At 57.8% G+C, this 23,967-nt stretch carries 29 protein-coding genes, 2 tRNA genes and 1 pseudogene; 22 read left to right on the forward strand and 10 right to left on the reverse strand.

From position 1 onward, the window contains the following. Window positions 1-28 precede the first annotated feature (28 nt). Entirely contained in the window at window positions 29-2,179 is a 2,151-nt protein-coding gene (locus HDC32_RS16300) for a DUF1631 domain-containing protein (RefSeq protein ID WP_184744681.1), read from the reverse strand. 245 nt (window positions 2,180-2,424) lie between these two features. On the opposite strand from HDC32_RS16300, the gene nadC reads away from it, so the two are divergent. Continuing rightward, window positions 2,425-3,273 (forward strand): carboxylating nicotinate-nucleotide diphosphorylase, encoded by an 849-nt coding sequence (nadC, locus tag HDC32_RS16305; RefSeq protein ID WP_131698480.1) that lies wholly within the window; start codon window positions 2,425-2,427, stop codon window positions 3,271-3,273. A 7-nt stretch (window positions 3,274-3,280) separates the two neighbouring features. Here nadC and HDC32_RS32245 read toward each other — a convergent pair. The 5 genes and pseudogenes from HDC32_RS32245 to HDC32_RS16325 form a co-directional block, all read right to left on the reverse strand. Continuing rightward, a pseudogene (locus HDC32_RS32245) lies at window positions 3,281-3,370 on the reverse strand (outer membrane lipoprotein carrier protein LolA); the annotation flags it as partial. Window positions 3,371-3,391: 21 nt separating this feature from the next. Beyond that, complete coding sequence (locus tag HDC32_RS16310; protein WP_027604882.1) at window positions 3,392-3,697, reverse strand: DUF6388 family protein; 306 nt, start codon at window positions 3,695-3,697, stop codon at window positions 3,392-3,394. A gap of 178 nt (window positions 3,698-3,875) precedes the next feature. After that, window positions 3,876-3,948, reverse strand: a tRNA-Thr gene (locus HDC32_RS16315). 48 nt (window positions 3,949-3,996) lie between these two features. Then, entirely contained in the window at window positions 3,997-5,397 is a 1,401-nt protein-coding gene (locus HDC32_RS16320) for an O-antigen ligase (RefSeq protein WP_184744683.1), read from the reverse strand. Window positions 5,398-5,432: 35 nt separating this feature from the next. Next, window positions 5,433-5,843: a pilin gene (locus HDC32_RS16325; protein WP_131698538.1), complete on the reverse strand. Its 411-nt coding sequence runs from the start codon at window positions 5,841-5,843 to the stop codon at window positions 5,433-5,435. Window positions 5,844-6,045: 202 nt separating this feature from the next. On the opposite strand from HDC32_RS16325, the gene HDC32_RS16330 reads away from it, so the two are divergent. Genes HDC32_RS16330 through yacG form a run of 4 tightly spaced genes read left to right on the forward strand, consistent with a single transcriptional unit; the run spans window position 6,046 to window position 8,934 of the window. Beyond that, window positions 6,046-7,254: a type II secretion system F family protein gene (locus HDC32_RS16330; RefSeq protein ID WP_145335387.1), complete on the forward strand. Its 1,209-nt coding sequence runs from the start codon at window positions 6,046-6,048 to the stop codon at window positions 7,252-7,254. Further along, window positions 7,251-8,117, forward strand: a complete 867-nt coding sequence (locus HDC32_RS16335; protein ID WP_184744685.1) for an A24 family peptidase — start codon at window positions 7,251-7,253, stop codon at window positions 8,115-8,117. The genes HDC32_RS16330 and HDC32_RS16335 overlap by 4 nt, the downstream gene beginning before the upstream one ends. Continuing rightward, window positions 8,114-8,737, forward strand: coding sequence for a dephospho-CoA kinase (gene coaE / locus HDC32_RS16340; RefSeq protein WP_027604887.1), 624 nt, complete (start codon window positions 8,114-8,116; stop codon window positions 8,735-8,737). Before HDC32_RS16335 ends, coaE begins: the two co-directional genes overlap by 4 nt. After that, window positions 8,734-8,934, forward strand: a complete 201-nt coding sequence (gene yacG, locus HDC32_RS16345) for a DNA gyrase inhibitor YacG (RefSeq protein WP_003188437.1) — start codon at window positions 8,734-8,736, stop codon at window positions 8,932-8,934. Before coaE ends, yacG begins: the two co-directional genes overlap by 4 nt. Here the strand turns inward: yacG and HDC32_RS16350 are convergent. The 3 genes from HDC32_RS16350 to HDC32_RS16360 form a co-directional block, all read right to left on the reverse strand. Further along, the gene (locus HDC32_RS16350; RefSeq protein WP_003171680.1) at window positions 8,931-9,146 is read right to left on the reverse strand and encodes a hypothetical protein; all 216 of its coding nucleotides are present in this window, start codon (window positions 9,144-9,146) and stop codon (window positions 8,931-8,933) included. The two genes, yacG and HDC32_RS16350, sit on opposite strands and share 4 nt — an antisense overlap. A gap of 75 nt (window positions 9,147-9,221) precedes the next feature. Next, a complete protein-coding gene (locus tag HDC32_RS16355; protein WP_145335391.1) occupies window positions 9,222-9,911 on the reverse strand; it encodes an energy-coupling factor ABC transporter permease in 690 nt (229 codons plus the stop codon). Further along, the gene (locus HDC32_RS16360) at window positions 9,908-10,375 is read right to left on the reverse strand and encodes an FAD/FMN-containing dehydrogenase (protein ID WP_145335392.1); all 468 of its coding nucleotides are present in this window, start codon (window positions 10,373-10,375) and stop codon (window positions 9,908-9,910) included. Before HDC32_RS16360 ends, HDC32_RS16355 begins: the two co-directional genes overlap by 4 nt. A gap of 104 nt (window positions 10,376-10,479) precedes the next feature. Between HDC32_RS16360 and HDC32_RS16365 the strand changes: the two genes are divergently transcribed. The 3 genes from HDC32_RS16365 to HDC32_RS16375 are packed head-to-tail and all read left to right on the forward strand — an operon-like array spanning window position 10,480 to window position 12,696. Continuing rightward, the gene (locus HDC32_RS16365; protein WP_027604891.1) at window positions 10,480-11,109 is read left to right on the forward strand and encodes a DUF1780 domain-containing protein; all 630 of its coding nucleotides are present in this window, start codon (window positions 10,480-10,482) and stop codon (window positions 11,107-11,109) included. 54 nt (window positions 11,110-11,163) lie between these two features. Then, window positions 11,164-11,337: a DUF3094 family protein gene (locus HDC32_RS16370; RefSeq protein ID WP_016976295.1), complete on the forward strand. Its 174-nt coding sequence runs from the start codon at window positions 11,164-11,166 to the stop codon at window positions 11,335-11,337. 60 nt (window positions 11,338-11,397) lie between these two features. After that, window positions 11,398-12,696, forward strand: coding sequence for an NAD(P)/FAD-dependent oxidoreductase (locus tag HDC32_RS16375; protein WP_145335397.1), 1,299 nt, complete (start codon window positions 11,398-11,400; stop codon window positions 12,694-12,696). 131 nt (window positions 12,697-12,827) lie between these two features. Here HDC32_RS16375 and HDC32_RS16380 read toward each other — a convergent pair. Continuing rightward, window positions 12,828-12,904: transfer RNA gene (locus HDC32_RS16380), tRNA-Pro, on the reverse strand. Between the two features lie 241 nt (window positions 12,905-13,145). Here HDC32_RS16380 and HDC32_RS16385 point away from each other — a divergent pair. Genes HDC32_RS16385 through HDC32_RS16450 form a run of 14 tightly spaced genes read left to right on the forward strand, consistent with a single transcriptional unit; the run spans window position 13,146 to window position 23,723 of the window. Continuing rightward, entirely contained in the window at window positions 13,146-14,006 is an 861-nt protein-coding gene (locus HDC32_RS16385; RefSeq protein WP_184744687.1) for a ParA family protein, read from the forward strand. Between the two features lies 1 nt (window position 14,007). Continuing rightward, on the forward strand, window positions 14,008-14,766 hold the full coding sequence (locus HDC32_RS16390; RefSeq protein ID WP_184744688.1) for a hypothetical protein: 759 nt from the start codon (window positions 14,008-14,010) through the stop codon (window positions 14,764-14,766). Then, the gene (locus HDC32_RS16395) at window positions 14,763-15,464 is read left to right on the forward strand and encodes a DUF2786 domain-containing protein (RefSeq protein WP_409438482.1); all 702 of its coding nucleotides are present in this window, start codon (window positions 14,763-14,765) and stop codon (window positions 15,462-15,464) included. The genes HDC32_RS16390 and HDC32_RS16395 overlap by 4 nt, the downstream gene beginning before the upstream one ends. Next, the gene (locus HDC32_RS16400) at window positions 15,461-16,180 is read left to right on the forward strand and encodes an HNH endonuclease signature motif containing protein (RefSeq protein ID WP_184744690.1); all 720 of its coding nucleotides are present in this window, start codon (window positions 15,461-15,463) and stop codon (window positions 16,178-16,180) included. The genes HDC32_RS16395 and HDC32_RS16400 overlap by 4 nt, the downstream gene beginning before the upstream one ends. Then, window positions 16,164-16,382 (forward strand): hypothetical protein, encoded by a 219-nt coding sequence (locus HDC32_RS16405; protein ID WP_027606764.1) that lies wholly within the window; start codon window positions 16,164-16,166, stop codon window positions 16,380-16,382. Before HDC32_RS16400 ends, HDC32_RS16405 begins: the two co-directional genes overlap by 17 nt. Next, the gene (gene dnaB / locus HDC32_RS16410) at window positions 16,379-17,728 is read left to right on the forward strand and encodes a replicative DNA helicase (RefSeq protein ID WP_184744692.1); all 1,350 of its coding nucleotides are present in this window, start codon (window positions 16,379-16,381) and stop codon (window positions 17,726-17,728) included. The genes HDC32_RS16405 and dnaB overlap by 4 nt, the downstream gene beginning before the upstream one ends. Next, on the forward strand, window positions 17,725-17,913 hold the full coding sequence (locus HDC32_RS16415) for a hypothetical protein (protein ID WP_184744694.1): 189 nt from the start codon (window positions 17,725-17,727) through the stop codon (window positions 17,911-17,913). The genes dnaB and HDC32_RS16415 overlap by 4 nt, the downstream gene beginning before the upstream one ends. Then, on the forward strand, window positions 17,903-18,424 hold the full coding sequence (locus HDC32_RS16420; RefSeq protein WP_184744696.1) for a hypothetical protein: 522 nt from the start codon (window positions 17,903-17,905) through the stop codon (window positions 18,422-18,424). The genes HDC32_RS16415 and HDC32_RS16420 overlap by 11 nt, the downstream gene beginning before the upstream one ends. Continuing rightward, complete coding sequence (locus HDC32_RS16425) at window positions 18,421-18,660, forward strand: type II toxin-antitoxin system HicA family toxin (protein ID WP_027606768.1); 240 nt, start codon at window positions 18,421-18,423, stop codon at window positions 18,658-18,660. The genes HDC32_RS16420 and HDC32_RS16425 overlap by 4 nt, the downstream gene beginning before the upstream one ends. Then, window positions 18,660-19,661, forward strand: coding sequence for a nucleoid-associated protein YejK (yejK, locus tag HDC32_RS16430; RefSeq protein ID WP_184744698.1), 1,002 nt, complete (start codon window positions 18,660-18,662; stop codon window positions 19,659-19,661). The genes HDC32_RS16425 and yejK overlap by 1 nt, the downstream gene beginning before the upstream one ends. Before the next feature lie 35 nt (window positions 19,662-19,696). Continuing rightward, entirely contained in the window at window positions 19,697-19,933 is a 237-nt protein-coding gene (locus HDC32_RS16435) for an Arc family DNA-binding protein (RefSeq protein ID WP_184744700.1), read from the forward strand. Further along, window positions 19,930-21,702 carry a ParB family protein gene (locus tag HDC32_RS16440; RefSeq protein WP_184744702.1) on the forward strand — a complete coding sequence of 591 codons (1,773 nt, stop codon included), beginning with the start codon at window positions 19,930-19,932 and terminating at the stop codon, window positions 21,700-21,702. Before HDC32_RS16435 ends, HDC32_RS16440 begins: the two co-directional genes overlap by 4 nt. A 27-nt stretch (window positions 21,703-21,729) precedes the next feature. Next, entirely contained in the window at window positions 21,730-22,425 is a 696-nt protein-coding gene (locus HDC32_RS16445) for a DUF2857 domain-containing protein (protein ID WP_184744704.1), read from the forward strand. Next, a complete protein-coding gene (locus HDC32_RS16450) occupies window positions 22,422-23,723 on the forward strand; it encodes an STY4528 family pathogenicity island replication protein (RefSeq protein ID WP_184744706.1) in 1,302 nt (433 codons plus the stop codon). The genes HDC32_RS16445 and HDC32_RS16450 overlap by 4 nt, the downstream gene beginning before the upstream one ends. Window positions 23,724-23,967: the final 244 nt, after the last annotated feature.

The following is a 23,967-nucleotide window of genomic DNA, read 5'->3' on the forward strand; positions in this document are numbered from 1 at the left end:
TATGCCGCGTTCGACCCCGTGGTTGCGATCACTTGCCGCGATTGAGTTGACGCAACTGCCCCACCACCGCCGCCAGCGCCCGCTCGAACAGCGGCTCATCGTCCAGGTTATGCAGCGCGCCACGTTTGAACGCCATCGCCAGTTGGCCCGCGCTCTTCTCCAGGACCTTGAGCCCGGTACGGCCGACGAAAACATAGGTGCTGGCCGGCGCCATGATCGCCGTCAGCTTGCACCGCAGGGTGCCTGCCTGGCCCTGCTGGAACACGAACCAGTCGCCGATTCGCAATTGGTGCACCTTGGCCAGGTCCGGATCATCGTCCGGCAGGCCCTCGACTGGATCGAGCGGCAGTGCGCTGAACACAAAGGGCTCACGCACTTCGAGCCATCCATCGCTCCCCTCGGGCGGCCGGACATGCAGGGTCTGCAAGCGCACAAAAAAATCGCGGGTGCTGAAGGGGTCGAATGCAGCGCTGGTCAAGCCGTCGCGCAGTGCCTTGAGCAACCCCGGCAACTGCTCCAGCAAGTGCACCCCGGCTTCAGTGTCTGCCGGCAGGCTGACACTCCAGATCAGCTCATCCATGGTGCGCAGCCCTGCCTGCCATTGCACCGACTGCTCGCCGTGCTTGAGGCTGGCCAGCAACAGCACCTGGCTCCAGGCCTGTTGCAGGAACTGCACCACCGCCTGCGGCAAAACCTTGCCCAGCATCCGTCGATTGAGTACCTCAGCCACCCGCGCACGCGCCGCTTCAGTGCGCACGCGCCCTTCTTCAGCATTGCGGGTGTGTTGTTCAAGCAATTCGCTACGACGACGCTCATCGGCGGTGAACGCTGTGAATTCAGTCAGCAATTGGGAAAAAATCGCCGGATCTTCAACAAACTCATTGAGTAAACGCTGAACCACCTGCTCTATGCGCAGGTACAGGCTGTCGCGCTGGAAGTCATCGACGGGGCTCCAGCCCATGGCAGTGGTCGCGATTTCATTCAATAGGCGCCGAGCCGGGTGGCCGGGGCGACTGAAAAAGCTCTTGTCCAGCACCGCCACTTTCAGCATCGGGATCTGCAGGCGGCCAATCAAGGCCTTGAAGGCGTCCGGCACCGCGCGGTCATTAAGGATGAATTCGAACAGCAGGGCGATCAGGTTGATCACATCTTCATCCGCATCCTCCACCACCCGCGACTTGCCACTCTTGACGCTGACACGGGTGAGCAACTGCTCGAGCTGGTTACACAGGTCAAAATCATCTTCGGCGTCCGGCTCCGGGACGTACTGCTGCAAATGGGATAACAGGCGCAGCAGATCGCGGGTGGCGATGGGCTGGGGTTCGGCACTGGCTTCAAGGGTAGGCGACACGCTACCGCGCACGACGGTCAACAATGCCTGCAAGGCGGTGAAGGCTTGCTGGCCATTTTCGTCGACGGGTTGGTCGGCGCTCGGCAATACCTCCTCGCGATGATGATCGCGGGTGGCACGACCGCCAGGGCGACGGGATGGCACGGCCTTGAGTTCCGGCAACACGCCGGTCGCGACCAGCAGTTGATTGGCTTCACCGTACAGTTGGTCAGCATCACTGAGGACGTACTTTTCAAACAGCTTGAGCATGATCAGCTTGACGCGGATCTCCACGCCCAGACTGCGCCCGGCACGCAGGAAAAACTCGCACAGCAGCGCCGGGCCCAGGGGGTTCTCACGGTCGTCCAGGCGATTACCGAGCAATACACTCAAGCGTGCAGTGAGTTGCGACAGCGCCAGGCCGTCGCGGTGACGCACCCGGCCTAGCATGGCCTCAAGCGCGACGGCTTTTTCCAGGTCGTCCCTGGACGTGCCTGAGGCCGCGTCATAGGACACCACCGGCACCAACTGAAGCTCACCATGCCCCGCCTGCCCCAGGTTTCCAAAGGCTTCGAACAGCCGCTCCATGAACACGCGCTCGAAATTCTTGCGCTTGAGGCGCAGGTCGCGCATGGCTTCAAAGAAAATATGGTGGTCCACGTTGCTGCGAGCCTTGTCGGCCATTTCGAACAAGGTGTCGTCGGCGTTATCGAACAGTTCCTGCAAACCCTGCTGCAACTGCTGCGCCGCCTTGTCGCGAACCTGCAGCAACACCACCGGCAGGCGCGCGAGCGGCGATGGCGTGGCTTGTGCCTTGTTGATCGGCACCACCTTTCCGTCATTGTGCATCCTGGCCTCCTGAAACGGCGGTAAAGCGTTGGGGAAAGATCGTGTACAGGCCCAATAAGCGCTGTGGATAACCGGTTACCACCAGGGCGTCAAAGCTATGACGCCAATTGCAAGGCGCAAGATTATCTTGCAAATGAGTGCGGTTGCGCCAGCAAACTCTGACATTGCGCTGTAAATGAGTGGTGAGCCTGGGTTCAAACGCACGCTGCCCCTATAATCGGGACACTTTGTTTGTGGAGCCTGTTATGCCAAACCTCCGTCTTGCCGACCTCACCGCCGAAATCGAAGCCAACGTGCGCCGCGCGCTCCTGGAAGACATCGGCAGCGGCGACATCACCGCACAGTTGATCCCGGCCGAACGGCTGGCCACGGCCACCATCATTACCCGCGACGACGCCGTCATCGCCGGCACAGCATGGGTGGACGCGGTATTCCGCCAACTGGACCCGCGGGTTGCCGTGCACTGGCAGGTGGCCGACGGCGAGCGCGTCAGCCCCAACCAAGTCCTGTTCCGTCTGGAAGGTCCGGCGCGTTCGCTGCTCAGTGGCGAACGCTCTGCCCTGAACTTCCTGCAATTGCTCTCCGGGGTCGCCACACGTGCTCGGTTCCTGGCGGATTTTGTCGCCAGCACCCAGGTGAAGCTGCTGGACACCCGAAAAACCCTGCCCGGACTGCGCCTGGCGCAGAAATACGCGGTGACCTGCGGTGGCTGCCACAACCACCGCATCGGTTTGTATGACGCGTTCCTGATCAAGGAAAACCATATCGCGGCCTGTGGCGGGATTGCCCAAGCCATCAGCGCCGCCCACAAGATCGCACCCGGCAAGCCGGTGGAAATCGAAGTGGAGAGCCTGGACGAACTGCGCGAAGCGCTGGCGGCGGGCGCCGACATCATCATGCTCGATGAATTGAGCCTGGAAGATATGCGTGAAGCCGTGCGCCTGAACGGCGGCAAGGCCAAGCTGGAAGCCAGCGGCGGGATCAATGAAACCACCCTGCTGCCTATCGCCGAGACGGGGGTGGACTACATCTCCATTGGTGCGATGACCAAGGATGTGAAAGCAGTGGATTTGTCGATGCGTCTCAGTATTTGAGCACCTTAACGGTAGGAGCGAGCTTGCTCGCGAAAAACCTGAGAATGCCGCAGGGAACCAGGCAGCCCGCGTCATCGTTAGCGATTTTCGCGAGCAAGCTCGCTCCTACAAGCTGCTTTTAAACGACCAAATCGTTCATCTCGCAATACTCTTCCCATTCGACACCCAGCACCTCGGCCGCCTCTTTGTGCAAGGCCAGCCGTGCCGCTTCGAATTCTTCCGGTGTCGAGGTGTACTTGAGGGTCAGTTCCCAAGGCTGGAAGCCCTGGCTCTCGGCTTCGTCCTCGAAGGCCCACTGGATCTGGTCGCGCTGATCATCGGCGCTCAGGTCCTTGATCTCTTCTTTAAGCTGCGGCGATTCCTCAAGGTATTTTTCGAGGGCTGCTTGATGCCGAACTTCCTGGGTCATTTCAGTCGTGGTCATGTTGTTCTCTTAGATCGAGGAATGGGGATGCATCTGGGTCATCAAGGTTGCGCAGATACAAAAGAGCGGGCACACGTGCCAACTCGTCTGGCCTTCAGAACCATTCTGGGATCATCTGAAAACATTGCCTTTGAAACACTGCCGTTAAAACACCGCAGCTAAAACAGTAGCGCCTTTTTGCCCGAGACAGGAATCGAACCTGCGACCTTCGCGTTACGAGTGCGCTGCTCTACCAACTGAGCTACACGGGCGGTGGGCTAAAGCTAGCACCGCATCGGGCGTCCGGCAACTTGCGCCCTTCAACGGGCAATGACCCCCTGAGCCCAGAAGCGTGGTTGCAGGTGACGACCTTCGCCGTCCTGGTACTGCTGCTGGGCTTGCTGGAGGTGAGGCACATCGCGCATCGCGATAAACACCAACAGACCAACGGCCAACACACCCAAGGCTTTCCATAGGTTCCGGGCCAACGGCAGCGCAGCGCTTGCTGGCATGTGCGACACATGCAGCGCCATCAGCCAGCCCACCACCAGCGCCAACCAGACCTGGGAGTTGGGCATCACGATCACGCCATCGACCATGGACTGCACCAGCGCCCCCACCAACGCCGCAGACAGGCACAAACGCAGCAGGTCAACACGCTCGGCGGACAGCGCTCGCTCGCGTAGCACAGCCAACGTGGCCCAGCCGCCTCGCCCTGCCAGCACCGCCACGCACAGCGCCGAGGGCACCCCCCATTCGCTAGCCCATTGCAGAATCGCCTGATGGGGATGAGCGGCAATCCTGTTAGCGATATCGGCAAAATGCATCGGCCCGAAACCAAGCCACGGCCGCTCGACGAGCATGTACCACGCCTGCCACCAGATAGGGCCACGTCCCGACAGCGAGGTGGTGAGGCGATCTCCGGCACCACTGGAGAGCTCAATCCCCAGGTAATCCGCCAGCACCGTGAATATCAGCCAATACAGCAACAGCCCAACCAACACCGCGGCCAACTGCCAGCCCAGCCAGCGACGCCCCCAAGGCCCAAGCACCGCCAACACCAGGCCTGCCACGCCCATACCGAGCCAGGTACCCCGCGTGCCGCCGCTGATTGCGATCAGCCACCAGACACACAGCAACGCAAACATCGCACCTCGCAAGGCACGGGAGATATTCGGGATCAGTAAAGGCAGCGCCAGCAATGGCAGGGTAAATGTCTGAAACTGGCCGTAGAAACGCTTGTTGGAAAAGCCGGACAACAGCCGGTCAGGGTCCAGCGCGCGCTCGCCACTGGTGAACGCGAGCGTACCGGCATAGAGATACTCGGCCGACTTGATCAGGCACAACACCACCACAACCAGGATCAGCACGCGATCCAAAGACTCGCCGCCGTGACGACGAAGCAGGGAAAAGGCGACGGCAATCGCCGCGCAGCTGATAAACAGCGCCACTTCGGTGAGCGCCCACAGCGGCTGATGGGCAAGCGCCGAAGACAGCAGGCCCAGCCCGACAACCAGCGCTACTCCCCAGGCCGTGGGCCTGTCCACCCAAGGTTCAGTCGAGGTAACCGACAACCCATACAGCACCGCGCAAAACCCGATGGCAATTTGCATTCCACGCTGTAGATCATGCCCACCGAACGGTGCGCAAATCCCGACAGTCATCAGGCACGCAGTTGCTATCAGGAAAACTCCGCCTCGCTGCTGTACGGATAACGCCATCGGCCACCTCGACCTCCCTGTGGATGGTTTAGCAGTTATGCCCCGTCGGTGCCGCAGCCCTTGCCGACATATTTCGCTTCAGCGGTAGTCGTGCACTTCCAGCCGGTGGCGCTGCGCACCAGGCTGATGGTCTTGCCCAGCACCGGCGCCGGCGCGTCGAGTATTTCGCAGCTGATGGAGCCCGCGCCCGTGGCCACGTCGCCTGCCACATCGATCTTGCAGTTGGCGGTGGGACTGGTGCCGCCGATCAAGGCCAAGGTAGGTACGGTGCCCTGGTTGATGGTGTCTTCGTAGCCGGCCTTCAACGCGGCAATTTCAGCCAGGCCGGCAGTGAACTTGGCCTTGGCCTGGTGCGTGGTGTACATGGGCAAGCCGATGGTGGCCAAAATGCCGATGATTGCCACGACGATCAACAACTCGATCAGGGTAAAGCCTTTCTGACGTATCACATTCACTCTCCAGAATAGAACTCATGACAAGGCGCGTCCTGCACCCCGTTTTTGCAACGGCGCCAGTGTACTCACCCGCAAGCGGTCAATCGCGTTCAAGACGCACATTCTGACATTTTTATCCTGCGCCATCGGCATGCCCGAATCCGTCACCTGACTAAGCTATAAATCTTCGACAGTCTGTATGCGGAACCGCGACATGAACAATGCTTCGACGATTTACGCCTGGGAAGGCATCAACCGCAAAGGGCGCAGGGTGTCCGGGCAAACCAAGGGGCACAACCCTGCCCTGGTCAAGGCACAACTGCGCCAGCAAGGGATCAGCCCCGGCCGTGTGCGCAAGCAATCTCCGCTGCTGCCAAGCCTCGCACCATCAGTCAAAGCGGCTGACATCACCCTGCTCACTCGCCAACTGGCTACGCTGCTGAAGGCAGGGGTTCCACTTCTGCAAGCCTTCGACATCATCAGCGAAGGCGTCGACAACCGAGCAGTGCGCGAACAGGTGCAAGGACTTAAACAGGCGATCGCGGCCGGCAGCAGCCTGGCTGATGCATTGCGCAAACAACCGCGTTATTTCGATGCGCTGTACTGCAACCTGGTGGCCGCCGGCGAACAGGCCGGGGCGCTTGAGACACTGCTGGAAAGGGTGGCGATCCACCGGGAAAAAAGTGAGCAGCTCAAGGCCAGGATCAAAAAGGCCATGACGTACCCCATTGCAGTCCTGGTGGTTGCCAGCCTGGTCACCGGCATACTGCTGGTCCATGTGGTGCCGCAGTTCCAAAGCCTGTTCGCCGGGGTCGACGGCAAACTGCCGGCATTTACCTTACATGTGATCGCCTTGTCGGCGTTCATGCAGCACGCATGGTGGATGCTGGTGTTGGGCATAGCCGCGGGCGCCATGGGACTTCGCCAGGCTTATCGGACCTCGTCGGGTTTTCGCTACTGGCTGGACGCCGGTTTGTTGAAAGCGCCCCTGGCAGGCAAACTGCTGACAAAATCCGCTGTGGCCCGTTACGCCCGCACGCTCTCCACGACCTTTGCCGCCGGTGTCCCACTGGTACAGGCATTGGATTCAGTCGCCGGCGCCGTGGGAAATGGCCCGTTCAAACAGGCAATCGAACATATGCGTCACGATGTATCCACTGGTATGCAACTGAATCAATCCATGGTCAACAGTGGCCTGTTTCCCAGCATGGCGATCCAGATGACGGCGATCGGCGAAGAGTCGGGCACCCTGGAATACATGCTGGAAAAGGTCGCCAGCCACTATGAAGCGGAGGTGGACAACCAGGTCGACAACCTCACCAGCCTGATGGAGCCGTCGATCATGGTGGTCCTGGGAGGGATTGTCGGCGCGCTGGTCATCGCCATGTACCTGCCGGTCTTCCAGTTAGGGAGCGCATTTTGAGCGTGCTGCTGAACGAGCACCCATGGACTTTTGTCGCCATAGCGTTGGTACTGGGGCTCATCGTCGGCAGCTTCCTCAACGTGCTGGTCTGGCGCCTGCCTAAAATGCTCGAACGGGAATGGCGTGCCCAAGCCCATGAGGTGCTCGGTCTACCTGCCGAACCTGACGGGCCGACCTACAACCTGATGCACCCCAACTCATGTTGCCCACACTGTGATCATCCCATTCGGCCCTGGGAAAATATCCCACTGCTCAGCTACCTGATACTCAGGGGCCGCTGCGCCCATTGCCGGGGGGCCATCAGCCCCCGCTACCCTTTCACCGAACTCGCCTGTGGGTTGATCTCGGCAGGGGTCACCTGGCATTTCGGCTTTGGCTGGGAAGCCGCAGCGGTGCTGGTGTTGAGTTGGGGATTACTGGCGATGAGCCTGATCGATGCAGACCACCAGTTGCTGCCGGATGTGCTGGTGCTGCCATTGCTGTGGCTGGGGCTGATCGTCAACAGCTTTGGATTACTGACGACATTAGCCGACGCGCTATGGGGTACCGTGATCGGCTACATGAGCCTGTGGAGCGTGTTCTGGCTGTTCAAGCTGGTCACCGGCAAAGACGGCATGGGCCACGGTGATTTCAAGTTGCTGGCCCTGCTCGGCGCCTGGGGTGGCTGGCAGCTATTGCCGATGACACTGTTGATGTCCTCGCTGGTGGGGGTGGTTGTCGGGTTGATCATGATGCGCCTGCACAAGACCCAGGCGTCCACGCCGATGCCATTTGGTCCGTATCTGGCAATTGCCGGCTGGATTGCAGTGCTCTGGGGTGGTCAAATAACCGACTTCTATTTGCAGTCTGTCGGTTTCAGATGACCACTCCTGTTGCAACACCCTGGATTCTTGGCCTCACTGGCGGCATCGGCAGCGGTAAAAGTGCGGCAGCCCAGCACTTTATCGACCTGGGCATTGACCTGGTGGACGCCGATCACGCCGCGCGCTGGGTGGTCGAACCCGGCCGCCCGGCATTGGCACGCATCGCCGAGCATTTTGGTGCTGGCGTATTGCAGCCTGACGGCCAGCTGGACCGCGCAGCTCTGCGCAAGCTGATCTTTGAGGTGCCCGAAGAGCGCCGCTGGCTGGAAGCCCTGCTGCACCCGTTGATTGGCGAGGAGATTCGCAGTCACCTGGCTCGCGCCCGCTCGCCTTACGCGATCCTGGTGTCACCGCTGCTGATCGAATCGGGCCAGTACAGCATGACCCAGCGCATCCTGGTGATCGATGTGCCGCAATCGCTGCAGATTCAGCGTACCCTGCAGCGCGACGGCATCAGCGAACAACAGGTTCAGGCAATCCTCAAGGCCCAGTCCAGCCGTGAAGACCGCCTGAACCATGCCGATGACGTGCTGGTCAATGACCAGGACCTCGCCTGGCTGCACAGCGAGGTCGAGCGACTGCACCACTTTTACCTTACTTTGCGTGGAGGCCGATCATGAGCCAACCCTTGACCGTCGACTGCCCAACCTGCGGCGCACCCGTGGAATGGAAAGCGACCAACCTCAACCGGCCGTTCTGCTCGGACCGTTGCAAACTCATCGACCTGGGCGCGTGGGCCGCCGAGGAACACAAGATTCCCGTGGCTCCGGATGCCGAAGACGAGCTGTTTTCCGAAGACTTGCCGCCACGCCACTAAGGCCGCATAAAGGCGTATTCCTGCTGGTCGTCGAGGTTTTCTGCGAGGTATTGCAGCTCGTCGGCCAGGTCTTCGAAACTGCGTACGCCCTTGCTCTGCTGTACCACCGCACTGAGCATCGCGCGCAGGGTCAAGCCTGGGTCGAAACCGATTTCCTGTGCCGCATCCTGGCTTCTGCGCAACTCCTGCCGTGCCCACTCGTACACACTCATGATTCGTGCTCCCGCCTTGCCTAGGAAAATTTCGCAGAGCATGGGCCTGCTCGGCTGCGCGGGATTTGATCTGGGTCAACGCTGCGATTCGTCATCCTTCCAGGGCGCCGAGAGGTAGCGTGTGCGGTTGAATGTCTCCAGCCATTCCGGACAAAACACCACCAGGGCGCTGATCACCATCCCGTTGATAAAGGCCTCGGGGAAGATGATCAGCCACAGGTAACCGACGAAATCCTCCAGCCATTCCGGCATAGCAAAACGACCGTCGAACCACAGCAACCCGAGCCCCAGCAGCAGGCAAAACAAGGCCGACAACGCGGCAGCAAAAAAACCGGAGCAGAAGATATACACGAAGGGATTGCGCGGCTGCGCTCGCTCGACGACAAGCGCACAGCCTTCGGTGATCAGCACCGGCAGCACGACCAGCAGCAGGCCGTTGACGCCAAGGGCTGTCAGGTCCTGGCGCCCAAGCAGCATTAACCCGAACTGGGCGGCAAAACCACCGACGATGGCCAGGGGCCAATCCAGCAGCAGGGTTACGGCGGTCATACCGATAAAGTGGTAGGACACTCCGGTGTCGAAGTCCCGTCGCACCAACCACAACATGAACAGTGCGAACACCGTACCGAACAGCAAATGCTGACGCCGCCGGTCGGCAAACAACTCGACCCAGGGCGAGCGCAGGATCGCCCATAACAGCACCGGCGCATACAACAGCCAGCCGATGCCGAGGGTTGTGGGCGCCAGCACTGCGGCGCTGATCACGGCTTCACCTGCTCCAGGGCCTGGCGCAGTTCGGCAGCGGTGCCGTATTCATGTTGAGAAACCAACGTACCGTTATCCAGCTGCAGCCACAGCACTTTATCCGCCGCCGCGGGATAACGCGGGGCGATACGCGCGTCACGGTCCAGCATGACGCGGTAGTTGTAGGATTGCATGGCCGGTACCGCGAACAATTTGGCGATCAGTCGAGGCATGCGCTGGATGTCAGCGACGAACACTGCATGCCGCGCTTCGAGGTAGCCTTTAGGTTGGCCTTGCAGCGCCGCGTCGACCAGCTTGGCCGCGTCCATGCTGCGCGCCACCAACAGAATCTGCGCCTGGTTATCGAGGGTATAGGCTTGGTCGAATTGATCGAGCAAGGTCCAGGGAGCGAGGCGTTCGCCCACTTCAATAGCCTGTGCCCATACCGGTAAAACACTTAGCAATAGCACCACCAGAAACTTCACTGCACGCTCCTCATTCGGGGGAATTACGCTTGAAAGGCCAGTCTACACCCTGGCTTTTGCAGCAGGACTTCCTGCGGTCATCATTTGGACGCTAAGCTGCAAGCATGGATGACTCAGATTATTTGCGCCTGCTCACCGTAGCAGCCGAACAAGCCAATGCGTTCCTGTCCAATGCCCGCAAATGGGAGCGTGAGCGTTGGGTTTGCCAGCGCCTGCTGCAAGGCTTGAATGTGCCCTACCGCGCCGAAGAGTTTCATCCCGCCGGGCAAGAGCCGCCTGACGTGCTGTTTCGCGATGCCAGTTTCGAGGTGTTTTTCGTACTCGATGAAGGCCGGCGCCTGAACGACGAATGGCGCGATGAGTTGCTACGCCGGCGCAGTGCATTTTCCCTGAGCCAACTGGTGCGCCGCGAAGCCAAGCCTCGGCGCATCCCCGCCCATGAATTCCTGCTGCGCCTGGCACCCACGCTGCGCAAAAAAGCGCACAACTATAAGGAGCGCGGCATGGACCTGGGCGAGTTGGATATCGTCGCCTTCACCAGTCTCAAGCGCGAAGTGCTCGACCTCAACAGCCACTTCCCACCGCCAACGGAATACCTGCGCCAGGGCTGGCGCTCGCTGTCGCTGGTGGGGCCAACGTTTGCACGGGTGCTGTTCGCCCACCCGGACGCGCCGGATTTCTTGCGCAACAACTTGGGTCGCAGCATAGTGTTCGACGTGGGCATCAGCCTCTGATCCCCTCGCTGTAACGTGGCGCCCCTTTGCAACGTCTACCTGACGAGGCCTTATATGACCAGCCGCCTGAACCCCGACGACCAACAGCATGTCGAAGAGTACCTGCAACTCTCCCAGAACCGAGTCGAGCGCAAGCCTTTCCGGCCGTGGCTGCTCCTTGGTGTGGTGCTGGTGGTGGTGATCGGGCTCGGCCTGCTGAGCCGCCTTTTGAGTTACCTGACGCTATGAGCTGCCTGGCGCTCGCGGGGGTAACTGCTCCGATTTCTTTTAGCCTTGCGAGATATCCCCATGACCCATCGTATTATTATCGTCGGCGGCGGCGCCGGCGGCCTGGAGTTGGCTACGCGCCTGGGTAAGACTCTGGGCAAGCGCGGCACCGCCAGCATCACGCTGGTGGACGCCAACCTCACCCACATCTGGAAGCCTTTGCTGCACGAAGTCGCTGCCGGCTCACTGAACTCTTCGGAAGACGAACTCAATTACGTCGCCCAGGCCAAATGGAACCACTTCGAGTTCCAGCTGGGGCGCATGAGCGGGCTCGACCGTGAGCAGAAGAAAATCCAGCTGGCCGCCACCCTCGACGAAGAAGGCCGCGAATTGGTGCCTGCGCGCGTGCTGGGCTATGACAGCCTGGTGATTGCGGTAGGCAGCACCACCAACGATTTCGGCACCGAGGGCGCGGCACAGCACTGCCTGTTCCTCGATACACGCAAGCAGGCCGAGCGCTTCCACCAGCAGTTGCTGAACCACTACCTGCGCGCCCATGCCGGGCAGACCGATGTGGTGGAAAAGATCAGCGTTGCCATCGTCGGCGCGGGTGCGACCGGGGTCGAATTGGCCGCCGAACTGCATAACGCCGCCCATGAGTTGGCGGCGTATGGCCTGGACCGCATCAAGCCGGAAAACATGCACATCACCCTGATCGAAGCAGGCCCACGTGTACTGCCGGCCCTGCCGGAGCGGATCGGCGGGCCGGTGCATAAAACCCTGGAGAAGCTCGGGGTGACGGTACTGACCAACTCTGCGGTCAGCGAAGTGACCGCAGACGCATTGATCACCAGCAGTGGCCAGGTGATTCCTGCCAGCCTCAAAGTGTGGGCCGCCGGGATTCGTGCACCGGGCTTCCTCAAGGACATCGACGGCCTGGAAACCAACCGCATCAATCAACTGCAAGTGCTGCCCACTCTGCAAACCACCCGCGATGAAAACATCTTCGCCTTTGGCGACTGCGCCGCCTGCCCGCAACCGGACACCGATCGTAATGTGCCGCCACGGGCCCAGGCCGCGCACCAACAGGCCTCGTTGCTGGCCAAGTCGTTGAAACTGCGTATCGAAGGCAAGGACCTGCCGTCGTACAAGTACACCGACTATGGGTCGCTGATCTCGCTGTCGCGTTTCTCGGCGGTAGGTAACCTGATGGGCAACCTGACCGGCAGCGTGATGCTGGAGGGCTGGCTGGCGCGGATGTTCTATGTGTCTCTGTACCGCATGCACCAGATGGCGCTGTATGGCTTCTTCCGCACGGCGATGTTGATGCTGGGCAGCAAGATTGGCCGCGGGACTGAACCGCGCCTGAAACTTCACTGACGGCAGAGTCCCTGGTGGGACTCGTTCAATGTGGGAGGGGAACCGCCTCTCCCACATTAGTTTTATGTTGGAGTTGAGATAATTTCAGGCAAAAAAAATCCCCGTATCTTTCGATACGAGGATTTTTAATATGGTCGGGGTAAGGGGATTCGAACTCCTGACATCCTGCTCCCAAAGCAGGCGCGCTACCGGACTGCGCTATACCCCGGAAAAAAAAGGCGACCTTTCAGTCGCCTTCTTCGATCAGCGCTTTTGGCCTCTGATCTTAAGATTCGATTCCAGCGTTAACTGGTCTCAAAAATGGTGGGTCGTGTGGGATTCGAACCTACGACCAATTGGTTAAAAGACAATTGGTTTTAGTGCTTCAAAGCTCAGGATCGTGTTCGCTACACATAGCTGTTTCCGTGGCCTCGCAGCCTCTAATGAACCCACATTAGAGGCTCCAAACCATGAAAATCTCTGCGGTCGTTTCGACCAAAGGCGGCGTAGGCAAAACCACTATCGAGGCCAACCTGGGCGCTTTCTGCGCGGACGCGGGCCTTCGCACACTCCTTATCGACCTGGACCCTGCTCAGCCCTCCCTTTCTTCGTATTACCAATTGGTCGAAGAAGCCCAAGGTGGCATCTACGACCTGCTCGCGTTCAATATCACCGAATCCGCCAAGATCATATCCAGCACCGCGATCCCAAACCTGTCGCTTGTCATTTCCAACGACATCAACAATCAACTGAACAGCCTGCTCCTGCAAGCACCTGACGGACGGTTGCGACTCGCCAACCTGATGCCGGCGTTCAAAGATCATTACGACCTGGTACTGATTGACACCCAAGGCGCCAGATCGGCCATGCTTGAAATGGTGGTCCTAGCCTCTGATTTGGTCATATCCCCACTTCCGCCCAACATGCTCGCTGCACGGGAATTCAGCCGGGGAACCATGCAGATGTTAGACGGCCTGCGCGCCTACGGTCGCCTGGGAATGAAAATCCCTCCCGTGCGGATCGTCGTCAACAATCTCGACCAAACCACCGACGCGCAGATGATCGAGCAGTCGGTACGGGAAATATTTCAGGACAATGACGAAATCAACGTTCTGGACAGCGTCATACCCACCGCAGTGGTGTTTCGTAGCGCTGCATCCCTGGGCGTCCCAGTACACCGCCTGGAATACCGGCAGCCTTCCAACCGCATATCCCCTGCAGCCCTTGTCGTCATCCGCCAATTGGCCATTGAGCTCTTTCCAGAATGGCGCGACCGCTTCGAAGCCATGACAGAGGAGCGCGTGGCAAAGCTGGTCAAGGAGGGACGCTGATATGGCAAAGCCCTCCATTACCGATGCCCGCGGCATTACCGCTGATCTCATCCTAGAGGTTGGCAAGTACTACAGAGCTCAGCAATTGCGCACTTTGCAAGCCAAGCTAAGTGGGACCGCGCGGGAAATCCACTCCCTGACAGGCGGTATCCATTTACCCGGTCGAATAGGCGCTCAGTTAAGCATTGAACAGCGTCAGCTTTTGCAGGACGCCGCGAAGCTCATTGATTCGGTCAATGCCAACATAAAGCACGCGAAGGAAAAGCGCGGCCGCGACGAAAACAAAGCCAAACGCCGTCAGCAATCTCGAGATGCCGAAGCCAAGCGCCTGGTAGCTGAAACATATCTAGAACCTATGGCCCCACAACCTGCGGCTTTGGAGCCTCTCTTAGATATTCTTAAAACGGCCCTGACGCTCAACCGCGCGGACGTCTTCAAGAATGGGTATTCCCCTAGAGAATTCAATCTCAGGCTCCGTGATTACCTATCCCCAGCGCGGACGCGAAAACTCATTGGCTGGACCAGCCCAAGTGCTTTCTGGATAAGCACTGTTCTCTCTCTGCGGAATGAGGTGGTGCAAGCTGTAGAGCAGGAGATTGCTTATGACGATGGCTCAAATGTGCGGGATCGTCTCGATGCGTTGAAGCAGAAGGTCGCAGACTGTGTCGCCCGCGTCCACCTCTCTGCAGATGAAGAGGAAACATTGCGCCTTTGGTCAGAGGCGCTCTCCCCCCGTACCCAAGCGGATGGGGGTGAATGATGGACAAGCAAAAAGTTCTCAGCAAGGTCTCAAAGCTCATGGCGCTGGCCAAATCGCAAGGTGCTGCCCCAAACGAAGTGGAAATTGCACTTCGCCAAGCGCGCCATTTGATGAACCAGTACAACTTGGAACACACCGAAGTTGCTGCTCAAACAATCGAAGAAGCCAGTGTAAGCACCAAGACCCGGCGGGCGCCGCAGGATTGGCTGCACAACCTGGCCACAATCTGCGCACAAGCCTTCGATTGCACCCACCTGGCCTACTTTCATCCGCTGGCTGGCTGGTCATTCAAATTCTTGGGGAAGGGTATTTCGCCCGAGCTGGCCGCTCACGCCTATTCAACGCTGCATCACCAACTTGTCGCAGCCCGTCGAGCTCATGTTGCTCAGCAGAAGCGTTGCCAACTGAAAACAAAACGTCACCGTGGCCAAGTCTTTGCCGAGGGATGGCTGAATGCCGTCGCCTCTAAAGTAAACCAGTTTACAGGCGGGACAGACGACACCACGGTGCTGGAGATCCAAGCCTACCTGGAATGGCATCACCCAAACCTCACCGAATTCATTATCAAACCCATCGAAGCCAAAGGTCACGACACTCGCTCTTTGCAAGCAGGATGGGATCAGGGGAAGCACGCCAAGCTGCATCGTGGTGTTGGTCAGCAAGCAAATGAGGCCCTAGGTCATGGGGGTGGCCAATGAGCAAGTTGAGACTATCCCCGTTGGCGATGGCCGCCTTGGAACAAGCTCGCTCCCAATTGGGGCTTGCTCAGCCTCATAAGCACCACGTTTGGAGTGAGGAAGAAGAGCGCGCGCTAATTGATCGCTATCCCAACGAGAGAACTGAGCTGCTCGCCTCAGAACTGAAAATATCGGTTTACCAGGTATACGCCAAAGCCTCCCGGCTGGGTTTGAAAAAGAGCGAATCGTTTCTTCTCAGCGCGCAATCCGGGCGACTGGACGGAACGCTTGGCTCGCAGTTTCGATTCTCTAAAGGCTCAACGCCCTGGAACAAAGGACTCAAGGGACGCCCGGCCAGCGGGCGCGCCGTTGAAACACAATTCAAGAAAGGCAGCAAGCCGGGAAACTGGCTCCCCATCGGTAGCACTCGCCTTACACCCGACGGTTATCTCCAGAGGAAAATTACCGACACAGGTTACCCCCCTGTCGATTGGAAAGCCGTGCATGTCCTGCTCTGGGAAGAACACTTCGGCCCAGTCCCCACAAGTCATTGCGTGTGCTTCAAGGATGAAAACAAATCCAACATTTCCATCAGCAATTTGGAACTGATCACGCGAGCAGAGCGCATGCGCCGGAACACCATCCATCGTTATCCGGAAGAGCTGAAATCTGCAATCCGCGCCGTCGGCAAACTCAAGCGCACCATTCGGGAGGCTGAACATGAAAAACAAGATTGAAGATCTACGCAATCACCTGTTCGTTGCGATTGAAAGCCTTCTCGACCCAGAGAAACCGATGGAAATAGAGAGGGCTAAAGCCGTTGCCGAAGTTGCTCAGGTAATGATCAATTCAGCAAAGGTTGAAGTCGAGATGGTCAAAGCCTTGGGCGCACGCAACGGCAGCGGCTTTCTGCAGATTGGCCAGGAGCCGGTGAAATGAACCACCTTGACCTCTCTCCGCCCTACTCCGTAGAGGCTGAACAAGGTGTTTTAGGTGGGCTGCTGCTCGACAACAACACCTGGGATCTCGTCGCTGACAAACTCGATGCATCTGATTTTTTCCGGCATGACCACCGGCTGCTGTTTCGTGCAATTGCCGGCCTTGCTGACAAATCAGTTCCGTTCGATATCGTCATCGTCTTCAACGCGCTGGAGGAACCAGACGAAGCCGGTGGGCTGAGCTACCTGGGCGAGCTGGCCAAGAATACGCCGTCTGTAGCCAACATTGAGCATTACGCGTCCATCGTGCGTAATCGCTCCCGGCTCAGACAACTCATGTCTCTTGGCTACCAATGCTCTCGCGATGCCACGGATCCGCTGGCCAACGCGGAAGATGTTCAAGAGGCCATTGAACAACAGCTGTTCGCGCTTGGCGAAGGCAAGACCGCATCTGAATTCGTCAACATCAACAAATGCTTGACGAAAGTCGTCGAGCAAATTGACGAACATTTCAACGGCAACGTCACTGTGACCGGTGTGCCTTCAGGCCTGGACGATTTGGACGATATGACGTCGGGCTTTCAAAAAGCCGACTTGATCATTCTCGGCGCACGGCCGTCAATGGGGAAGACGTCCCTTGCCTTGAACTTCGTAGATTCGGCTCTGCAGGCACAGCTTGATCGAACGGTCCAGATCTTCAGCATGGAGATGCCAGCCGAAGCAATGCTCTATCGGTTGATGGCCATCTTAGGTCATCTCGATCTTGGGAAACTGTTGAAGGGCAAGCTCGATGACGACGACTGGCCGAAGTTATCTGCAGCTGTTTCGCGTATTGATAGATATGGCGAGCGGCTGGTCATTGATGACTCCTCAGGACTAACGCCTGCCGCGATAAGGGCCAAATCTCGTCGCGCTGCTCGCCGCTTCGGACACCCAAGTCTGATCCTGATCGATTACCTGCAGCTCATGCACTGCCCCGGTCATGAAAACAGGGCCAACGAAGTCAGCGTTATTTCCAGGTCTCTCAAAGCACTGGCGAAGGAGATGAATTGCCCAGTGGTAGCACTTTCGCAGCTCAATCGGGAGCTGGAGCGCCGCCCAAATAAACGTCCGATCAACGCTGACTTGCGTGATAGCGGGTCCATTGAGCAGGACGCAGACCTGATCATGTTCGTCTATCGGGACGAGGTGTACCACTCCCAGACCGAACACAAAGGTATTGCAGAAATCATTCTCGGCAAGGCGAGAAACGGCCCAACCGGCACCGTTCGCACCGCGTTCATTCCGCACCAAACCCGCTTTGCAAACCTCAGTGCCAATAGTAGCTGGCAAGGAGCACACCTATGAGCACCCTCGCTCCGGTTGCCGTCACCCATTGGTGCCGCAACTGCGATACACATCATGCATTGCAGCAAGTCCAGCAATGCGTACCTGCCCCAACCGCTCTCAATGGTGAAGTGGACATTCTGATTTGTCCCAGTTGCAACAGCTACGACATCGAGGAGCTTCGGGAGGTGTCAGATGCACAGTAACGCTGCGCTTTTTCCAAGCATTCAGGCCGGTGAAGTCTTCGAAGCCTCTGCCGTGGTTCACGCCCACAAAACGGGCGTCAACCCAGTAGAACTTGATGCTCTAGCTCAAGCAGTCGGCCGTCTTACTCGTGACCACAGCACCGTGGTCCCAGTGAGCATGCGAGAGGACCTGTTGGAATTTCAGAAGCTCGGCTACGTCGAGCTGGCCGACACGCTCAGCGCAACCATCGCCGTTGAACTGCTGTGCGCAGGCGCCTTGCTATCAAGTTACTTCTGGTCGGTTTGGGTCCCCTGGCACCTCCAAAACTGCTCACTGAAAGTGGCGGTCATGGCTCACCTGCAACACCCCGCGCCAGTGCAGCACTGCACCGTCGTGTTCCGCGTGCCTGGCCCGCGCGAGGCAACTCGAAATTTTCTGCATGAGCTCGGCAGCAAATTCCCGGGTGACCAGGCCGAAATCATCGCGATTCAGGCAGGGAACGTTTTAGCAGACAAGGACGCAGAGCTATGACGACCAACCTCATACGCGGAAAGCACGAGAACCTTCGCCACCTGGTGGAATTTGCCAGGGCCAATGGTTGGACTGTGTCGCGGACTCAAGGTGGCCACATCCAGTTTACCAAGCCCGGCCTTGGATCAATCTACACATCGTCGACCGCAAGCGATTACCGCGCGGCCCTCAACGCCAAAGCTCGCATTCGCCGTGCCGATCGAGCTCAAACCCAACACACTCAGGAGGCAATCTAATGCCTATCCGTCATTGTATTGTTCATCTGATCGACAAAAACCCCGACGGCACACCTGCAGTTCTCCACGCCCGTGACTCCGAGCTTGCTAAGTCAGAGGCCATCGAGAACATGCTTGCCGACCTCAACGAGAGCTACAACGCCAAACAAGGCAAGGCCTGGGGTTTCTTCCATGCCGAGTCCGGAGCGCACCCGTTCATCGGCTGGTTGAAGGAATATCTCAATAGTGCCCTGGATTTCACCACGTTCAGCCGCACCGCCGTCGAGCACCTGCAGAGGATGATGGAAGAGTCCAACCTCTCCACCGGCGGCCACGTGCTGTTTGCCCACTACCAGCAAGGCATGACCGACTACCTCGCCATCGCCCTGCTGCACCACAGCGAAGGCGTGGCGGTGACCGATGAGCTGGACGTCACCCCGTCGCGCCATCTCGACCTGGGCAAGTTACACCTGGCAGCGCGTATCAACGTGTCCGAGTGGCAGAACAACAAGCAGTCCAAGCAGTACATCTCTTTTATCAAAGGCAAGAACGGCAAGAAGGTCTCGGAATACTTCCGCGACTTCATCGGCTGCCAGGAAGGCGTCGACGGCCCAGGCGAGACGCGCACCCTTCTCAAGGCCTTCAGCGACTTCGTCGAAAGCGAAGACCTGCCGGACGAATCCGCCCGCGAAAAAACCAAGACCCTGGTCGATTACGCCAGCAGCCAGGCCAAGCTCGGCGAGCCCATGGGCCTTGAAGAGCTGTCGGGCTTGATTGATGAAGATCGGCCCAAGGCGTTCTTCGATCACATCCGAAACAAGGACTACGGCCTGTCACCGGAAATCCCTATGGATAAACGCACTCTCAACCAATTCCGTCGGTTCACCGGCCGTGCCGAAGGCTTGTCCATCAGTTTTGAAGCGCACCTGCTAGGGGACAAGATTGAGTACGACGAGGCATCCAGCACGTTAATCATTAAGGGGTTGCCCACCCAACTCACTGATCAGTTGAAACGTCGCTGAACACAAACCTTAAACCCAAGGCATCGGAGCACACCATGAGCAACCAACCAAAACGTCAGTTGGAAGAAAAATTCGTCGTCCGCCTCCCTGATGGGATGCGTGAACGGATCGCGCTGCGAGCGCGTGAAAACACCCGTTCAATGAACTCGGAAATTGTCCATCGCCTGGAGACTACAGTCGAGCTAGAGGCGGCTCTTGATCGTGCACTAAAAATCATTGATCAACTATTGGCAACAGCACCAGCCTGTGAGCTGCCTGGAGCTAGAGCATGAAACAGTCTTTGGCTCAGACTATGAAAGAGAAACTCCAACTGCCGGCCTTTCAATCAAATTCGCCGGTAGCTGCGCGCATGAGCGATCCAATCGTCGATACCCCTATGTTGTTGACGCTCGATGAAACATTACCGTATGACGAGAACCCACGGACAACTCGAAACCCGAAGTACGATGAAATTAAAGAGTCCATACGCAATCGAGGTCTCGACACGCCCCCTCCCGTCACGCGCAAACCTGGTGAGGAGAAGTACCGGATCCGAAACGGTGGCAACACGCGCCTGGCCATTCTAAACGAGCTGTATCGTGAGACCGGGGACGAGAAGTTCTTTAAGTTTCACTGCCTATTCCGCCCTTGGGACACTGTTCGGGGTGAAATCATTTCGCTCACCGGACACTTGGCTGAAAACGATCTGCAGGGCCAGCTTCTATTTATTGAGAGAGCTGTTGGCGTCGACAAAGCAAGATCCCTGTATGAAACAGAAACTGGAGAATCTATCTCGTTGCGTGAGCTTTCCCGGCGCCTCTCAGCGGATGGATACCCGGTCTCTGCATCTCACTTGAGCCGTATGCAGGACACCATTCGTTATTTGCTGCCAGCAATTCCTGGGGCGCTGTACTCCGGGCTTGGAGTAGATAGGATCATAAAGCTTCTTTCTTTGCGCAAAACAGCACTTCAATGCTGGGAACGTAATTATAAAGAACACGAGCAGAACCTAGACTTCAACACCATCTTTCAAGATGTCCTTTCCCAGTTTGAGGGAGACGCCGAGGAGTTTCTGTTCCAGCGCTTCCAGGACGAGCTGATTGATCAGCTCAAAAAGCCGTTAAATCTCGGTTACGAGAAAATACTGCTGGAAATCACTCAGAACCAGGACCAGTTACGCCGATCAACACCAGTACTTGAGATGCCTCAGTATCCTGTCTCGCAACTTGAGGGGTTGCCTCAGTCGAGTCTCCAAAACAATAGCATTGAGTCAAATCAGAACCCGTCACAATTACCATCAACTCATGTTTCTGATGGCACGCCTAAGCCAACTTTGACCACGGCGAGCCCTCCCCATCCTGCTGGCCAACATAAGCTGGCCCCTCCCCCTCAAGAGGGAATGAGCCCGCAAGAGCGCCAAAAGCGCATTGATGGGCACATCGCAAGTCCAGTGAAAAGCTCCCCCAAAGTCGACAAGATGAAACGGGAGCTCGCTGCGCTTGATGGTGAAGTATTACCCGACTTTGCCTCCAACGCCTTGGTGGCCATCCCTGTTCAAGCTGGTGGTCTCAACCCCATATCTGACCTTTGGTACATCGAGCGTGAAATCGACAATGCCATGACCCTGCGTCAGCACATCGCGCAATTGGCTCGTGAAATTGCCAGCTCGGTAAAAGCACCTGGTCAATTTATCGATATCGAAGGTGGCGTGGGTTTCAGCTATCGACACCCCGATGCGGAAGGAGAAGTGGAAATCACTGCTACAGCCCAGCATACGTTGACGCTTCTTCAGTCTTTAAGCGGTTCGGTGGCCATCGTTCTGAAAATGATTCAGGAGCAGCCCGATCTGCAGGTCGACGCTTTGACCGACTTCGAATTCGCAGCTGGGCTTGGGCAGCTCTTACTTGGCCAGCCTTATACGAAAGACACCCCCCCAGAGACTGAAGGCCGCCTCAGCGACGGCGCACTGGTGAAGCTCTTCCGAATAATTCGACTCGCAAGGCGTTTGATTGATTTAGAGGTCAAGTTAACTGCCGGCGATAGTGCGAACCCAGCCAGCTAAAACAGGACCACTACGAGGGGAGTCGTCATGTCCAAGATACCAATCAACGAAGCCATCCTGTCTCAGGTGCTTCATCACATGCGCAACGGCCAACTTCGGCGTTGCATCGAGATGGGTTTGGAGCCTGAAATCCTGGCCCAGCTCCAACAACCGTCAGTCCTGAGCTTATTGCTCAACACTCCAGTCTCTTGGTGCAACGTCACCATCGATGGAGAGATGGTGAAAAAACTGCTGATAGGGGCGCAGCGGTCTGATGAAGAAGTGCGCACGATCGAACGTGCGCTTCGACTAGGGGCGACCACTCAGATGCTGCAACAGTTCTTCGGGCTATCACCCCAGGACGTAGCCCTTCAACGCCTAATGATCGGTGTAACGGCACGTCGCGGCCGGTGGCGAGAATTCAGTGAGGAGATGGACGCTCACCTTTGGTACAGATGGACGCACCTGATGCAGGAACATCAGGTTGAGCTTGAAGACAGCCTCGCCTTGCTGGATATCGCCATGCTGGTCGCCGAAGAGCTCAACACACCCCAGGACACCCATGCAGATGGAAGCTCCGAGAACCTCAGTCTAGCAATTATCTGGCATCGCATTCAGTCCTGGATAAAGGAGGGGCTTTATCCCCCTGCAAGCACGGGCCTCCCGAGAAAGCTACAGCTGGTGTCTTCTCATCGACTGGCTCAGCCTGCAGCGACACCGGCGGAAGGTGATCCCGTACTATGAGGTTGTCTCGGCTCCCATTGTCGACGCTTTTAGACTCGGCCTCGGGCCACCTTGAAGCTCACTTGCTTCAGAAAAAAGAGTCGGCACCTCCGGGGATCGAAGGTTCTGCCCCCTACTCCGGAATTATATTCAGCGGGAACCCACACGAGACGGTGCCTCGCAGATTGCTTCTGGATGACCGACTTACCCCGCTTGAAAGAAACACCTGGCAGGTGTTCCGGCTACTGATCAATGACGACGGCCTTACGGCGTTCCCCACCTATGACCAACTACGGCCATATCTGGGCATGCAACCCGGCAGGCCGGCCTCGCGAGAAACCGTATCAAAAGCATTGGTCACTCTACGGCTTACACGCTGGCTAAGCCTGGGCCGCCGTGTGCGCAATGACCTGAGTGGACAAATTCAAGGTAACGTCTACTTGCTTCATGACGAACCGGTTACACCGGCCGAAGCCATAGAATTCGATAAGGATTATTTACAGCTTCTTGCGCAGTCCATGGTGCACCAGACCAAGGTGATACGCGAAGTTGCTGAGATTGCCTGGAAAGAATTCGCTTCTGACCCTGACGTTGGCCAGCGCCTGCCCAGCCGTTTGGACATTATCGAAAACCGCTTGAACAGCCAGGCCTGGACAAAAGCGCAGGCACAAGGTGCAGTCAAAGCGCCTGAGTTCGGAATCCGAACACCGCAAAACCTAGCCCAGTCGGCACTGAGTTCGGATACCGAACTTAGTGAAAACGGCGGAGGGCAATTCACTTTAGAGCCGAGTTCGGATCCCGAACTCAGCCGCAAATCACTGGGTTCGGACTTAGTTCGGAATCCGAACTCATATAGTACGTATACAGATACACACAAAGCTGTTTGTAAAAGCTCTGTACATGTACCACTCACCTCGACCGACATGGCCGCCGATTTACTCGATGCACTGCATCGGCTACCGGTTGATCAAAAACAAAACGCGGTCATGGCGCTGCAAAAAGTCCCGACAGAGTTGAAACCAGCGCTCATCAAGCAATGGGTGCACCGTTGTGACGCGGGGGGGATACGAAACCCGCTTGGTTACTTGATGACGCTTGTCGGCATGGCAGTCCGTGGAGACTTCAACAGCCAATGGGATCCTGAGGGAAAGGCCAGATCCAGCCCGGGATGCCAGGGGGCTGTTGAACCGCCACCAAATGCCATTCAACCGGCGAAAACAGCTGCCCTCCCCCGTAGTCCTGAGTCGGTACAAACCGCGAGAAATACACTCAGTGGAATGTTGCATCTGCTCAAACCCAATCGGGGATCACATCCATGACTTCAAGCTCAGTGGTTGACGCGGGCAACCTTGCGAGTGATTCGGGCCGAATCACTCTGTCAGGGTTCAGCATGCGTGACGGCTACATGCCAAGTGTTGTGGCCCACAACACCCTTCCAGCATTCGGCAGCGGTGACGGCATTCACGCAAGTGTTGTGGCCCACAACACCCTTCCAGCATTCGGCAGCGGTGACGGCATTCACGCAAGTGTTGTGGCCCACAACACCCTTCCAGCATTCGGCAG

The organism is Pseudomonas sp. JAI120, from assembly GCF_014207255.1.
Taxonomy (GTDB): Bacteria; Pseudomonadota; Gammaproteobacteria; order Pseudomonadales; family Pseudomonadaceae; genus Aquipseudomonas.